At 54.1% G+C, this 12,472-nt stretch carries 16 protein-coding genes; 7 read left to right on the plus strand and 9 right to left on the minus strand.

Annotated elements, in window-relative coordinates; translation table 11 throughout:
- The first annotated feature begins 46 nt into the window (after positions 1-46).
- On the plus strand, positions 47-517 hold the full coding sequence (locus KNP68_RS00665) for a DUF309 domain-containing protein (protein WP_021067629.1): 471 nt from the start codon (positions 47-49) through the stop codon (positions 515-517).
- Positions 518-528: 11 nt separating this feature from the next.
- On the opposite strand, the gene KNP68_RS00670 is transcribed toward KNP68_RS00665, so the two are convergent.
- The 6 genes from KNP68_RS00670 to xerD all read right to left on the minus strand — a co-directional run bounded on the left by KNP68_RS00670 (position 529) and on the right by xerD (position 5,757).
- A complete protein-coding gene (locus KNP68_RS00670; RefSeq protein WP_021067630.1) occupies positions 529-885 on the minus strand; it encodes a GNAT family N-acetyltransferase in 357 nt (118 codons plus the stop codon).
- A gap of 89 nt (positions 886-974) precedes the next feature.
- A complete protein-coding gene (locus KNP68_RS00675; protein ID WP_214798409.1) occupies positions 975-1,415 on the minus strand; it encodes a peptidylprolyl isomerase in 441 nt (146 codons plus the stop codon).
- 114 nt (positions 1,416-1,529) lie between these two features.
- Positions 1,530-2,831 (minus strand): pyrimidine-nucleoside phosphorylase, encoded by a 1,302-nt coding sequence (locus KNP68_RS00680; RefSeq protein ID WP_214798412.1) that lies wholly within the window; start codon positions 2,829-2,831, stop codon positions 1,530-1,532.
- Positions 2,832-2,859: 28 nt separating this feature from the next.
- Positions 2,860-3,669: a purine-nucleoside phosphorylase gene (locus tag KNP68_RS00685; RefSeq protein ID WP_021067633.1), complete on the minus strand. Its 810-nt coding sequence runs from the start codon at positions 3,667-3,669 to the stop codon at positions 2,860-2,862.
- A 13-nt stretch (positions 3,670-3,682) separates the two neighbouring features.
- Positions 3,683-4,849 carry a phosphopentomutase gene (deoB, locus tag KNP68_RS00690; protein WP_058763853.1) on the minus strand — a complete coding sequence of 389 codons (1,167 nt, stop codon included), beginning with the start codon at positions 4,847-4,849 and terminating at the stop codon, positions 3,683-3,685.
- Between the two features lie 23 nt (positions 4,850-4,872).
- Positions 4,873-5,757, minus strand: a complete 885-nt coding sequence (gene xerD, locus KNP68_RS00695; RefSeq protein ID WP_021067635.1) for a site-specific tyrosine recombinase XerD — start codon at positions 5,755-5,757, stop codon at positions 4,873-4,875.
- Between the two features lie 225 nt (positions 5,758-5,982).
- Between xerD and KNP68_RS00700 the strand changes: the two genes are divergently transcribed.
- Genes KNP68_RS00700 through KNP68_RS00715 form a run of 4 tightly spaced genes read left to right on the plus strand, consistent with a single transcriptional unit; the run spans position 5,983 to position 9,400 of the window.
- Positions 5,983-6,981 carry an ROK family transcriptional regulator gene (locus KNP68_RS00700; protein ID WP_021067636.1) on the plus strand — a complete coding sequence of 333 codons (999 nt, stop codon included), beginning with the start codon at positions 5,983-5,985 and terminating at the stop codon, positions 6,979-6,981.
- Positions 6,982-6,992: 11 nt separating this feature from the next.
- Positions 6,993-8,174 (plus strand): MFS transporter, encoded by a 1,182-nt coding sequence (locus KNP68_RS00705; RefSeq protein ID WP_214756565.1) that lies wholly within the window; start codon positions 6,993-6,995, stop codon positions 8,172-8,174.
- Positions 8,171-8,551, plus strand: a complete 381-nt coding sequence (locus KNP68_RS00710) for a VOC family protein (protein ID WP_021067638.1) — start codon at positions 8,171-8,173, stop codon at positions 8,549-8,551. Before KNP68_RS00705 ends, KNP68_RS00710 begins: the two co-directional genes overlap by 4 nt.
- A gap of 12 nt (positions 8,552-8,563) precedes the next feature.
- Positions 8,564-9,400, plus strand: coding sequence for a Cof-type HAD-IIB family hydrolase (locus KNP68_RS00715; RefSeq protein WP_058763860.1), 837 nt, complete (start codon positions 8,564-8,566; stop codon positions 9,398-9,400).
- Between the two features lie 46 nt (positions 9,401-9,446).
- Here KNP68_RS00715 and fur read toward each other — a convergent pair whose 3' ends face one another.
- Positions 9,447-9,926 carry a ferric iron uptake transcriptional regulator gene (fur, locus tag KNP68_RS00720; protein WP_016509373.1) on the minus strand — a complete coding sequence of 160 codons (480 nt, stop codon included), beginning with the start codon at positions 9,924-9,926 and terminating at the stop codon, positions 9,447-9,449.
- A 112-nt stretch (positions 9,927-10,038) separates the two neighbouring features.
- Positions 10,039-10,569 carry an NUDIX domain-containing protein gene (locus KNP68_RS00725; protein ID WP_021067640.1) on the minus strand — a complete coding sequence of 177 codons (531 nt, stop codon included), beginning with the start codon at positions 10,567-10,569 and terminating at the stop codon, positions 10,039-10,041.
- A gap of 76 nt (positions 10,570-10,645) precedes the next feature.
- On the opposite strand from KNP68_RS00725, the gene KNP68_RS00730 reads away from it, so the two are divergent.
- Positions 10,646-11,476 (plus strand): aldo/keto reductase, encoded by an 831-nt coding sequence (locus KNP68_RS00730; RefSeq protein ID WP_214798415.1) that lies wholly within the window; start codon positions 10,646-10,648, stop codon positions 11,474-11,476.
- Between the two features lie 3 nt (positions 11,477-11,479).
- Here KNP68_RS00730 and KNP68_RS00735 read toward each other — a convergent pair whose 3' ends face one another.
- Positions 11,480-12,019: a PadR family transcriptional regulator gene (locus KNP68_RS00735; protein ID WP_021067642.1), complete on the minus strand. Its 540-nt coding sequence runs from the start codon at positions 12,017-12,019 to the stop codon at positions 11,480-11,482.
- 128 nt (positions 12,020-12,147) lie between these two features.
- Here KNP68_RS00735 and KNP68_RS00740 point away from each other — a divergent pair, with 128 nt between their 5' ends.
- On the plus strand, positions 12,148-12,462 hold the full coding sequence (locus tag KNP68_RS00740; RefSeq protein ID WP_029595313.1) for a thioredoxin family protein: 315 nt from the start codon (positions 12,148-12,150) through the stop codon (positions 12,460-12,462).
- Positions 12,463-12,472: the final 10 nt, after the last annotated feature.

Genomic DNA, 12,472 nt, shown 5'->3' on the forward strand with positions numbered 1-12,472 from the left:
AGTATAACATGTTTTGTAGTACCGTGACCACGAAAGGAGAAATTTGATGTCAACGCCTTTAATCCAGTATACGCTCTTGTTTGAATGCCATGCCGATTATTTCGAATGCCACGAAGTGCTCGAGGAAGCATGGCAAGACGGAGGCCGTCAAGATTTAGGTTACGCCGCCTTGATTCAGTACGCCGTCGCCCATTACCATGCCCGCCGCGGCAATACGGCCGGGGCGAAAAAGAGCATCGCGGCGTTACAACAGAAACTTGGGCTGGCCGCGACCGAGCTCGAGGGGCACGGCATCGATGTGGAAACGTTCGCCAAGGATTTGGAGTGTTGGCCGCTCCCCGAGACGCTGCCGCTCGACAAATCGACGCGCCGACAAATCGAGCGCTTGAAACCGACATTCGAACCGACCGCGCTCACGTTTGACGAGCTCGTCCATAAACATATGTATCGAGACCGGACACCGGTCGTCACCGAGCGGCTCCGGGCGCTCGAGGCACGCAAAAAAGCTAGGCGCTGAGCCTAGCTTTTTTAGATGACGACTTGATTCCATTTATCGAGCAAGTCCCCGGTCTTGCCTTGACCGACGAGCTTCAAGTCGAGCGGCAATAAGTTCCGGGTCTCATCGAGCAGTTCATAGGAACGTTTCTCGCCACGGAACGACGGAGACAGCGCAATATGATGGATGAACATCGTCGTCTCTTGTTGCTCCATCCCGATAATCCCGACGAAGTCTTCCCCGACTCTCCAGAGATAAAGGAATTTGGCAGGGTCTTCTTCGTAGGACCGGACGAGTTCGAGCAAGGCGAGCGGAGATTTGTCGCTACATGAGAACGCGAGCAAGCCCATCGCCGTCTTTTCGTACGATTGTTTATATTTCACCAGCATCGCTGGTTTCACCACCTTTAGTCATTCATGTTTCACTAAGTGAACACGTGAGAGACATGGCTCATTGTGTCATAACATTCAGGCAGAAATCAATTCTCGTCCCAAACTTTGACTTCGGCCATCTTCGTGCCTTGACGAAGTTTGACCGCGTACTCGAGGCCAGACGTCACTTTTCCGAAGACCGTGTGGACGCCATCAAGGTGCGGTTGTGGCTCATGGACGATAAAGAACTGTGACGAGCCCGTGTTGCGTCCAGCGTGCGCCATTGAGAGCGAACCGGCTTCATGCTTGTACGGGAATGACGTCGACGTCTCACATGGGATCGTGTAGCCTGCGCCGCCCATGCCTGTGCCTTCTGGGCAGCCGCCTTGGCTGACGAAGCCTGGGATGACCCGGTGGAATGTCAAACCGTTATAGAAACCGCTGTTCGCGAGCTTCTCGAAGTTTTCAACCGTGATCGGTGCCGCATCGTGGAACAAATCGAATTCGATCATTTCGCCGTTCTCTAATTTCATTGATCCTTTTTTCATATCAAGTTACCCCTTTATGTTCATATTATCTTTCTCACTCACACATTGCCCATTCTATCAAAAAAAACCGTCTGTCTCCACTATTTTGTGGAAACAGACGTTCTGACTAGCTACTTACTGGATGACAGCGTGGACGAGTGGACGCGCCGTCGGCTCTGTCGCACCGATCGTATACGCGTGGTCCATCCGCTCGAGCGCAGAGGTCATATCTTCTTTGTTCGAACGGAGCACGGCGATCACGTCACCGGCTTCGACCTTGTCACCGACTTTCTTCTCGAGCGTGATACCGGCCGCAAAGTCGAGCTGATCATCTTTTGTCGCCCGACCTGCGCCGAGGAGCATCGCTGCCACACCGACTTCGTCAGCGATAATCGACTCGACGTAACCCGCTTGTTTCGCGACGAACGTCGTCTCATACTTCGCTTGCGGAAGTTTCGACAAGTCATCGACGAGCGACGCGTCGCCACCTTGTGCCGCTACGAACTGACGGAACACTTCGAGGGCATGACCATCCGCCATCCGTTTCTCGAGGTCAGCGTACGCCTCGTCGAACGTCAGATAGAACTCTCCAAGTACAGCCATATGGCCGGCGATCGTGAGGGCAATCGTCTTCAAGTCGTTCACGTCTTTGCCCGAGAGGACTTCGATCGCTTCTTTCACTTCATTCGCGTTCCCGATTTCGAAACCGAGCGGCTGGTCCATGTCCGTGATGACGGCAACCGTTTGACGGCCGACGTTCTTCCCGATCGCGACCATCTCTTCAGCGAGCGCTTTTGCATCATCGAACGACTTCATGAACGCGCCTGAACCCGTCTTGACGTCGAGGACGATGCTGTCGGCACCGGCCGCGATTTTCTTCGACATGATCGAGCTCGCGATGAGCGGGATCGAATCGACCGTCGCCGTCACGTCACGGAGTGCGTAAAGACGTTTGTCGGCAGGCGTCAAGTTACCCGTCTGACCGATGATGGACATCTTGATATCGTTGACTTGCTTCGTGAACTGTTCTTCCGTCAACTCGACGTTGAAACCAGGGAACGATTCGAGCTTATCGATTGTCCCGCCCGTGTGGCCGAGACCGCGCCCGCTCATCTTCGCGACCGGAATGCCGATTGACGCGACGAGCGGAGCGACGATTAAGCTGATTTTGTCACCGACACCGCCGGTCGAGTGTTTATCGACTTTTTTACCTTGGATGTTCGAAAGATCGATGACGTCACCAGACTTGACCATCTCCATAGTCAAGGCTGCCGTCTCTTTCTCTGTCATGCCGTTAAAGTAAATCGCCATTGAAAGGGCCGACATCTGATAATCAGGAATCGTCTCGTTCGTGAAGCCTTCGATGATGAAGCGAATCTCCTCTTCGTTTAATTCGCCACCGTTACGTTTTTTCAAAATCAAATCGACCATGCGCATAAGTTTCGTCCTCCTAATTGGGTAGTGGTTACATGCTTTGAATCGTGCCGCGTACGAGTGAAAGGAAGTCTTGGCGGACGCGTTCTGTCGTCTCGATGACCTCTTCATGGTTGAGCGGTTGATCTAAAATCCCGGCTGCCATGTTCGACACGCACGAGATGCCAAGCACACGCATATCCGAATGACGGGCCACGATGACTTCAGGTACCGTCGACATGCCGACGACGTCGCCGCCGAGGAGGCGTGCCATCTTCACTTCGGCTGGTGTCTCGTATGTCGGACCTGTGTTTCCGAAATAGACGCCTTTTTGAATCGAGAGGCCGAGCTTCGCAGCGACACCTTCCGTCAACGTGACGAGCTCTTTATCATACGCTTCTGACATATCTGGGAAACGTGTCCCGAAGTCGCTCGCGTTCTTGCCGATGAGCGGGCTCGTGCCGAAGAAGTTGATGTGATCCGTGATGATCATCAAATCGCCCGGGTTGAACGACTCGTTGCAAGCACCAGCCGCGTTCGTGACGATGAGCGTCTCGACACCGATCAATTTGAGGACGCGGACCGGGAACGTGACTTGTTCCATCGAGTAACCTTCATAGAAATGGAATCGTCCTTGCATCGCGACGACGCGTTTTCCTTCGAGGTCACCGAAGACGAGTTGTCCAGCGTGTCCTTCGACGGTCGATACCGGGAAGTGCGGGATGTCCTCGTAAGGGATTTTGACCGCGTTCTCGATCTCATCGGCGAGGACGCCGAGTCCTGAGCCGAGGATGAGTCCGATTTCTGGTGTTCCGTTCATGCGTTCCTGTAAAAATGCCTTTGTTTCGTTCCAATTTACCATGAGTAGTGCCTCCTCAAATTTCGTTTAAGAAACTCTTTCCGTGTGCTGGTGCATCGACATCGAAGTTATCCGCGACTGTGGCGCCGATGTCGGCGAACGTTCCTCGAATCCCGAGGTCGACTGCTGTCGCGCCGTGATGATGAACGATGAGCGGCACGTATTCACGCGTATGGTCCGTGCCTGGTGCCGTCGGATCGTTCCCGTGGTCGGCCGTGATGATGAGCAAGTCGTCTTCACGCAACTTCTCCATCACTTCTGGTAGACGGGCGTCATACTCTTCAAGCGCGATCGCATAGCCTTCTGGGTCACGGCGGTGACCGAAGAGTGCGTCAAAGTCAACGAGGTTCAAGAAGCAGAGTCCTTCGAAGTCTTCATCGAGCGATTCGACAAGCTTGTCCATCCCGTCCATGTTCGACTTCGTCCGAATCGCTTTCGTGACGCCTTCGCCGTCGTAAATATCGCTGATTTTCCCGAGGGCGATCACGTCTTTACCGGCCGTCTCGAGCGTGTTCATGACCGTCTTGCCGAACGGTTTGAGCGCATAGTCGTGGCGGTTCGACGTACGGACCCAAGCGCCAGGTGTTCCGAGGAACGGGCGGGCGATGATGCGACCGAGCATGTACGGGTCTTCGCGCGTGATTTCACGGGCGTATTCGCAGATGCGATACAACTCGTCGAGCGGGACGACTTCTTCATGCGCCGCGATTTGAAGCACCGAATCAGCCGACGTGTAGACGATCAAGGCGCCCGTGTTGACGTGTTCTTCACCGAGCTCATCCAAAATCTCTGTGCCTGATGCCGGCTTATTACCGATGATGTCGCGACCGCTGAACTCTTTGAGACGATTGATCAAGTCATCCGGGAACTCTTCGAAGACGCGAAACGGCGTATCGATATGAAGGCCCATGATCTCCCAATGGCCGGTCATCGTGTCTTTACCTGCTGAAATCTCTTCCATGCGTCCGTAGGCGCTAGGCGTCTCCGATGATTCGATTCCTTCAATCGGTTTAATATTCGACAAGCCGAGACGGCCCATGTGCGGCATGTTTAAACCACCGTGCTCACGGGCGATATGTCCGAGCGTGTCCGAACCGACGTCACCGAACTGATCGGCATCCGGGGACTCCCCGATTCCGACCGAGTCCATGACGACCAAGAAAATACGTTTAAATTTCTTCACAAAAAGTTCCTCCTTTGGTGTCGTTACGCACGCGGGTGATGTTTTCGATAGACATCATGAAGTCGTGCCTTATTGACATGTGTGTAAATTTGAGTCGTGGAGAGGTCTGCATGCCCGAGCATCTGTTGAATGGCCCGAAGGTCGGCGCCGTTCTCAAGCAAGTGTGTCGCGAACGAATGCCGGAGTACGTGCGGCGTGATCTCTTTTTGAATGCCAGCCTCTTTGGCCCGTCGTTTAATCATCTTCCAGAATCCTTGACGACTGAGCCGGCCGCCACGTCCGTTCAAGAACAACGCCTCGGTCTCCCGACCACCGAGCCCGTTACGCGCCTGCTGGATATAGCGTTCGACAAAACTCTGGGCGACCGATGACACCGGGATAATCCGGGCACTCTCGCCTTTGCCTTCACACTGTAGATACCCCAATTCGAACTGTAAATCATCCAAATCGAGCCCAAGAAGTTCACTGACGCGCATGCCCGTGCCGTAGAGCAGTTCGAGCATGGCCCGATCGCGCAGCGCAAGCGGGTCTGACGTCGGAACGCTGTCGAGTAACCGCTCGACTTCGTCTTGCGACCACGTGTCCGGCAGATGGCGCTCTGCTTTCGGCGTCTCTAAATAGAGCGCCGGGTCAGTCGTTGCCCCACCCGTCATCTTTAAATGATGATGGAACGTCCGAATCGAACTGACGGCCCTCCGCAATGATGAGGCGGCCCGACCGGCTTGCGACAACTCTTCCATATGCTTGACGATATGTGCCCGCGTGACTTCATTCCATTCGGTCACCCCGAGTTGGGTCAACGTCGATAAGTACTGGGTCAAATCGCTCGCATAGGCTTGTCTCGTGTTCGTTGACATTCGTTTTTCTACCGTCATGTACTGCAAAAATGACTCGACTTGCGAACGCATGACATCCCCCTCCTTTCTCGTTACACCTGAATACGCTTACATCATATCACTTATGTAAACCGTTGTGAAGACGTCTGACCTCATTTTTTTTAAAGCTTTTTTGTGACGGATTTTGGTGAGGTTTTTACGCTTTCCTTCCGATTGGGGGCTTACGAATCTCGTCACGATTTGGTACACTCAAGTCGACTTATTAAACCAATTTAAAAAGTTAGGAAGGAGTCGTCCATGGACCAGACCACTACTAATCTGACGGTCGCCGTCAGACGGCAACTCGTCTTGAACGGCCGCTCGACCGTCGCCGCCATCTCGGAGGCGACCCGGCTCAGCTTTCCGACCGTCAAGAAGCAGTTAGAGCAGTTGATGCAAGCCGGTGAAGTGTTCGAACACGGATTTGAGGACTCACGCGGCGGACGCCCTGCCAAACGTTACATCTATAATGAGAGGTTCACGCACGGATTGACGCTATACGTCGAGAAGACGGTAGTCCGCTATCGTCTCATCGATTGCAAAGGCGCAACGATTGACGACGGGACGCAAATGATTCTAGACGGGGACCACCTTGGTGCGCTCGGTGCGGTACTCGATCGACAGTTGGACCAGACCTCCGACGTGAGTGCGATCTCCATCGGTGTCGCGGCGGCCGTCGCGGACGGGACGGTCATCTTCGCCCCGGACTATACGACGTTCGCACACCTCGACTTGAAACATTGGGTCGAGTCACGCACCGCTCGCCCTGCCGTCATCGAGAACGACATGAACGCGGCTGTCTATGGATACGGACACACGCACGAACTCACTGGCGACCAGTCAATCGTCTACATCTATCTGGGAAAAAACGGACCCGGTGCCGGGATACTCATCAACGGACAGCTCATCCGTGGAAAGACCGGGTTCAGCGGGGAGATCTCGTTTCTACCGCTCTATGACGACTCGACGTTTCATGACCGGATAGCGAGTGAGCGGTCGGCCCCGGCCCCATTGTCGGACGCCGCGCTCGATGCGCTCGGTCGGCTCGTCGCGACCTTCACCGCGACGCTCAATCCGCACGCCATCATTTTTTCGGACGTCGATCTCGTCGATACCGAGTTGGAGGGGATTCGGCACGCCTGCCAGCGTCATATTCCGGCGGCTCACACCCCAGATTTATTGATCGGCATATGGGAGGAAGATTATTTCGCAGGCTTAGCTCGACGTTGCGTCGGGTTGATCCTTGAATCGATTTGAAGAGGTGAATTATGACAGGATTTTTATTATTGACCGTGATTTACATTGCCTTTATCAGTCTTGGCCTGCCCGACGCCTTGCTCGGTGTCAGTTGGCCGTTGATGCACGTCGAGTTCAACGCCCCGATCTCGATGGCCGGATGGATTTTTATGACCATTGCTGCAGGCACGATTTTATCGAGCCTACTCAGCGGTAGGTTGCTCGAACGTTTCGATACGAAGCAAGTCACGTTCGGCTCCGGACTCGTGACGGCAATGTGCCTGCTCGGCTTTTACGCGGCCCCGTCCTTGATTTGGCTGTTCGTCCTATCGATTCCACTCGGACTTGGTGCCGGGGCGGTCGATGCCGCGCTCAACCATTACGTCGCAGAAAACTATCAGGCGCACCATATGAACTGGCTCCATTGTTTCTGGGGCGTCGGAGCGACGGGCGGACCGCTCGTCATGGCCGGTGTCTTGACGGAGAGCGGTTGGCGTGACGGCTATTTAATCGTCGCGTTGATTCAGTTCGCGCTCGCCTTCCTCCTGCTCCTGTCGTTCCCGCTTTGGAAGCGCGAAATCAAAACGGAGCCCTCCACGCTCGAACGACAAGAGACGGCTGCGGCCGCGCTCGAACGAAAGATGCCGAAAGGCCTCTCGTATGCGCTGGCCACGTTCCTGCTCTATTGTGGGATTGAGGCGCTCATCGGCCTGTGGGCCAGCAGTTATCTCGTCCAGATGAAACAGTTCTCTGTCGCGACGGCCGCGACGTGGGTTTCAATCTATTACGGCAGCATCACGCTCGGTCGCTTCCTGAGCGGGTTCCTCTCGTTCCGCTTCACGAATCGACAAATGATTCGGCTCGGGCAAACCTTCGCTTTAATCGGTAGCCTCGTGTTTCTCATTCCGGCGACCGGAGCGATGATGATCGGATTGATTTGTATCGGGCTAGGCTTGGCCCCGATTTACCCGAGCATGCTTCATGAGACGCCGCAGCGGTTCGGGAAGGAACGGGCAAAACGGTTGATGGGCTTCCAGATGGCGTTCGCCTACACGGGCAGCACGTTCCTGCCACCGCTATTCGGACTCATCGTGTCTCAGACGTCGCTCGGCCTATTCCCGCTCGTGACCGTCTTGATCATGCTCGGGATGCTCTTGAACACGGAACGCTTGAACTTGATCATGCACCAACCATCAAAGGAGGAACTCACATGAAAATCGAACACATCGCCATATGGGTGAACGACCTCGAACCGATGCGCCGCTTCTACGAGACGTACCTCGGGGCAACTGCGAACGACAAGTATACGAACGAACAAAAACAGTTCGAATCCTATTTTTTGACGTTCCCTGATTCGACATGCCGGCTCGAGTTGATGCGACGCCCGGACGTCCAAGGCACACCACGCGAAACGATTGGCTACGCGCATATCGCGTTCGCGCTCGGTAGCAAAGAGGCGGTCGATGCGTTGACACGACGACTCGAAGTCGACGGGTATCCGCTCATCGACGGACCGCGGACGACGGGAGACGGTTATTATGAAAGTGTCCTGCTCGACCCCGAACAAAATAAACTTGAATTGACGATTTAAGGAGATGAGACGATGATTCAGGCGATTTTACTCGACCTTGACGGAACGTTATTGACCGACCAGAAGATGATTTCACCGCGCACGAAACAGATATTGCTCGACCTCCAGGCGGAAGGCAAAAAAGTCGTACTCGCCTCCGGCCGGCCGAAACGGGGCATCGAACCGTTCGCCGAAGAGCTCAGACTGCATGAATACGGGGGACTCATCGTCTCCTCGAACGGGGCGTGCGTCACGGATGCTGCGACGAATGAAACATTGTTCGAACAGGCGATTCATCCGAACGACGCTCGTGCCATTTTGGATCATTTGACCGGCTTCGACGTCATTCCGATGATCAATGACGAGACGTATATGTATGTCAATGACGTCTTCAACGGCATGCTCGAGTTGAACGGTGAGCCGTTCAATATTATTGAGTATGAGTCGCGCGGCGGTCGGTTCCGATTACGGGAAGCACCCCGTCTCGCCGACGCCATCCATTTCCCCGTCTATAAGATTCTCGTCGCGGGACAACCTGACTATCTGCAGGCGCATGCCGCTTCTCTCGCCGGACCGTTCACGGACCGCGTCACCGGCATGTTCACGGCCGCCATGTACTACGAGTTCACAGATCTCGGCATCGACAAGGCCCGGGCGCTCGACCATGTGTTCCAAAACATCGGGATCAGCCGCGACCGTGTCATCGCGTTCGGTGACGGGCATAACGACCGGTCGATCATCGAGTATGCCGGCATCGGCGTCGCCATGGGCAACGCCGTCGAGGACATCTTGACCATCGCCACGGAAGTGACGACATCGAACAATGAAGACGGGATCGCCACCGTCTTGTCCCGTTACTTGACGACGTGACGACATACAAAAGACAGGCAGCCTTTGAGGGGCTGCCTGTCTTGCTTTATCCGTTGATGACTGCTTTGTGACCCTCGAGCGTGACGCCTTTGGCTTGGCAAACTTTACAGATGCCGTGAAACGTCAAGCGATGGTCTTTGATTAAAAATTCGTATTTGCTTTCGACTTTCTTCTCGACGTCGACGAGCAAGTCTTCCATGATCTCCTCGACCGAACCGCACTCGACACAGACGAGATGATGGTGCGAATGGTTCGCGCCTTCTGGTCTGAGGTCGAAACGGGCGACGCCGTCACCGAAGTTGACTTTGTCGACGACACCGAGCTCCGTCAATAGCTCCAGCGTCCGATAGACGGTCGCGAGCCCGATTTCCGGTGCGATGCTTTTGACGAGCATGAACACGTTCTCTGCGCTCAAATGGTCCGTCTCATTCTCAAGTAGAATCCGGACAGTTGATTCTCGTTGCGGTGTCAATTTATATCCTTTGGCGCTCAATTGCTGTTTGATCCGTTCAATTCGCGTTTCCATAAGGCGCCCCCTCTTAGCATAATTCACTATTCAAAGCATACCGAAGTTCGTCCGGTTTTTCAAATTAAAATGATTCCTATGTAAGTGTAACATATCTCACTCTAGTTTAGAATCATTTCAATTTAGATAATTGCCACCACTGAATCGCCATAATCGTCTTCGCGTCAGTGATGCGGCCACTCGCCAGCAAGTCGACCGCTTCGTCGAACGTGAAGCGTTGGACTTGTAAAAACTCGTCCTCATCAAGGTTCATCGTACCGGCCGTCAAGCCATGGGCGACATAGACATCGACCCGTTCACTACAAAAACCGGGTGCCCCGTAAAATGAGAAGATTTTTTCGAGCGTCTCGGCCGTATAACCGGTCTCTTCTTCGAGTTCGCGCTTCGCGCTCGCGAGCGGTTCCTCACCGACTTCTAATTTACCGGCCGGAATCTCGAGTGACATCGATTCAAACGCTTTCCGGTACTGCTCGACGAGGACGATGCGATCGTCTTCATCGACGACGAGGACGGCGACGGCCCCGTTATGGTAGACGAGTTCACGGACCGAGGTCCCTCCGTTCGGGAGCGAGACGACGTGTTTCTCAACGTTAAAGATCTTTCCTTCGTAAATGACTTCCCGTTCAATCGTTTTCTCTTCCATTTGTATGTACCCCTCACTTTTCCTATATACTGTGATTATGATTCATATCGTCAGACGGAACAAGGAGGAATTATCAATGGCAGAGTTAGGATTAGGAACCATGTCGATTTTAAAACACGGGGAAGCAGAAGGTCGTCGGATTCTAGAGGCCGCCTACGACGCTGGGATTCGGCATTTCGATACGGCCGACGTCTACGATCACTTCAAGGTGGAACGTCTAGTCGGTTCGACGTTTGCCGGACGCCGGAACGAACTGTTCTTGACGAGCAAGGGCGGGAACGTGCGAACGGAGGATGGGATGCGCTGGGATCCGAGCGCCGCGTATTTGGAGCAGGCGCTCGCCGATTCGCTCGAACGTCTCCAGACTGACTATTTGGATTTATATTACGTCCATGGCGGCACGATCGAGGACGACCTCGATGAGACAATCGCCTTCATGCGCCGGCAAAAACAAGCCGGGGTCGTCCGACAAATCGGACTGTCCTCGATTCGTCCGAACGTCATTCACTATTGGCTCGAGCACGGTGAACTCGACGTCTTGATGACGCCCTATTCGTTGCTCGATCGTCGCGTCGAATCACTCGACCTCGACATCCCGATTGTCGGGCGCGGACCGCTCGCCAAAGGACTATTGACCGCCGAGTGGTCCGAGCGCTTGACGGACAAAGGCTTCGAAGCATGGACTGCATCAGAGTTACGCGACGTGTTGCCGACGATCCCGACGCCGATTCAAGCTTACGCCCTTGCCGCCGCGAAACGAACGTGTGCCGTCGTCCTGCCGGGTGCCTCTTCGGTCGATCAATTGAACGAATTGATTGCCGCCAATCAAGCCGACGTCGATTCGGACAAACTTGATGAGCTGTTGGCACGGCTGCCTATTCACCCCTACACAAAACATGCGACCTGAACGTCAGGTCGCATCGGTGTCACGTTGTTTCATTTGTTCGATGGCCCAATCGGCCCAACCGGCGTAGTTTTCCATCATCCGAATCGCATACTCGCTCGTCAGTAAATAGCCGAGCGTATCGGCCTCGGACTGATGGGCCGCTTGAAACGCCCGGATTTGATGGGCGACTTGCTCGTGATGCGCTTTCGTCTCTTCGACGTAGCGAATCGCCTCGTCGAGCGGGAGCAACTGCAACAGGCTGACCCGGAGCAAGTTCTCGTCTTTCATTTTCGGTTGGTACGAGGTCGGTTGCCGCAACCAGTCGATCAACTCTTGACGTCCCGTGTCGGTGATCGAGTAAATCTTTTTGTCCGGTAAATCATGTTGGGCCACATGCTCAGAGGAGACGAGTGCTTCGTCTTCCATTTTTAACAGTTCACGGTAAATCTGTGTATGATGGGCGTGCCAAAAATGAATCATTTGCGCTTTGAACGTCGCGTTCAAGGCATAGCCGGTAGCGGGTTGATGGGTCAATAACCCGAGTAGTGCATGACGTAACGCCATAACCATCACCTATCCCTTGCGGTTCTATTTTTATTAGTGTATCACATATTGCAGCGCGACCGAGAATGCCAATCGGTTGACGCCCATTGCGATTACACAGACAATATACGTGAAGGGAGAGATTTTTTATGAAACCGATTCAATCCGATCAGCAATTCCAAGAAGCCATTCAAGATAAAGGCATGGTCGTCTTCACGACGTCATGGTGCCCTGACTGCCGTCGACTCGACATGTACGTCGACGAGCTCGTCAAAGACTACCCACAGTTCAACTGGTACGTCGTCGACCGCGACGAATTGCCGGAACTGTCGGACGCGCAAGAAGTACGGGGCATTCCCTCGCTTCTCTTCTATAAAGAAGGCGTCAAACAAGAGCATCTCCACTCGGCGAACGCCAAGACAGAGATGCAAATCCGCTCGTTCCTCGATACGTTGAACGACTAAACAAAAAGAC

The sequence above is a fragment of the Exiguobacterium sp. s50 genome (assembly GCF_018618175.1).
Lineage (GTDB): Bacteria > Bacillota > Bacilli > Exiguobacteriales > Exiguobacteriaceae > Exiguobacterium > Exiguobacterium chiriqhucha.

Coding starts and splice junctions, on each gene's coding strand:
- KNP68_RS00740 (WP_029595313.1), top strand. CDS start 12,148: ATGAAACCGATTCAATCCGATCAGCAATTCCAAGAAGCCATTCAAGAT.
- KNP68_RS00715 (WP_058763860.1), top strand. CDS start 8,564: ATGATTCAGGCGATTTTACTCGACCTTGACGGAACGTTATTGACCGAC.
- KNP68_RS00670 (WP_021067630.1), bottom strand. CDS start 885: ATGCTGGTGAAATATAAACAATCGTACGAAAAGACGGCGATGGGCTTG.
- fur (WP_016509373.1), bottom strand. CDS start 9,926: ATGGAAACGCGAATTGAACGGATCAAACAGCAATTGAGCGCCAAAGGA.
- KNP68_RS00685 (WP_021067633.1), bottom strand. CDS start 3,669: ATGGTAAATTGGAACGAAACAAAGGCATTTTTACAGGAACGCATGAAC.
- KNP68_RS00700 (WP_021067636.1), top strand. CDS start 5,983: ATGGACCAGACCACTACTAATCTGACGGTCGCCGTCAGACGGCAACTC.
- KNP68_RS00725 (WP_021067640.1), bottom strand. CDS start 10,569: ATGGAAGAGAAAACGATTGAACGGGAAGTCATTTACGAAGGAAAGATC.
- xerD (WP_021067635.1), bottom strand. CDS start 5,757: ATGCGTTCGCAAGTCGAGTCATTTTTGCAGTACATGACGGTAGAAAAA.
- KNP68_RS00730 (WP_214798415.1), top strand. CDS start 10,646: ATGGCAGAGTTAGGATTAGGAACCATGTCGATTTTAAAACACGGGGAA.
- KNP68_RS00665 (WP_021067629.1), top strand. CDS start 47: ATGTCAACGCCTTTAATCCAGTATACGCTCTTGTTTGAATGCCATGCC.
- KNP68_RS00710 (WP_021067638.1), top strand. CDS start 8,171: ATGAAAATCGAACACATCGCCATATGGGTGAACGACCTCGAACCGATG.
- KNP68_RS00675 (WP_214798409.1), bottom strand. CDS start 1,415: ATGAAAAAAGGATCAATGAAATTAGAGAACGGCGAAATGATCGAATTC.
- KNP68_RS00705 (WP_214756565.1), top strand. CDS start 6,993: ATGACAGGATTTTTATTATTGACCGTGATTTACATTGCCTTTATCAGT.
- KNP68_RS00735 (WP_021067642.1), bottom strand. CDS start 12,019: ATGGCGTTACGTCATGCACTACTCGGGTTATTGACCCATCAACCCGCT.
- KNP68_RS00680 (WP_214798412.1), bottom strand. CDS start 2,831: ATGCGCATGGTCGATTTGATTTTGAAAAAACGTAACGGTGGCGAATTA.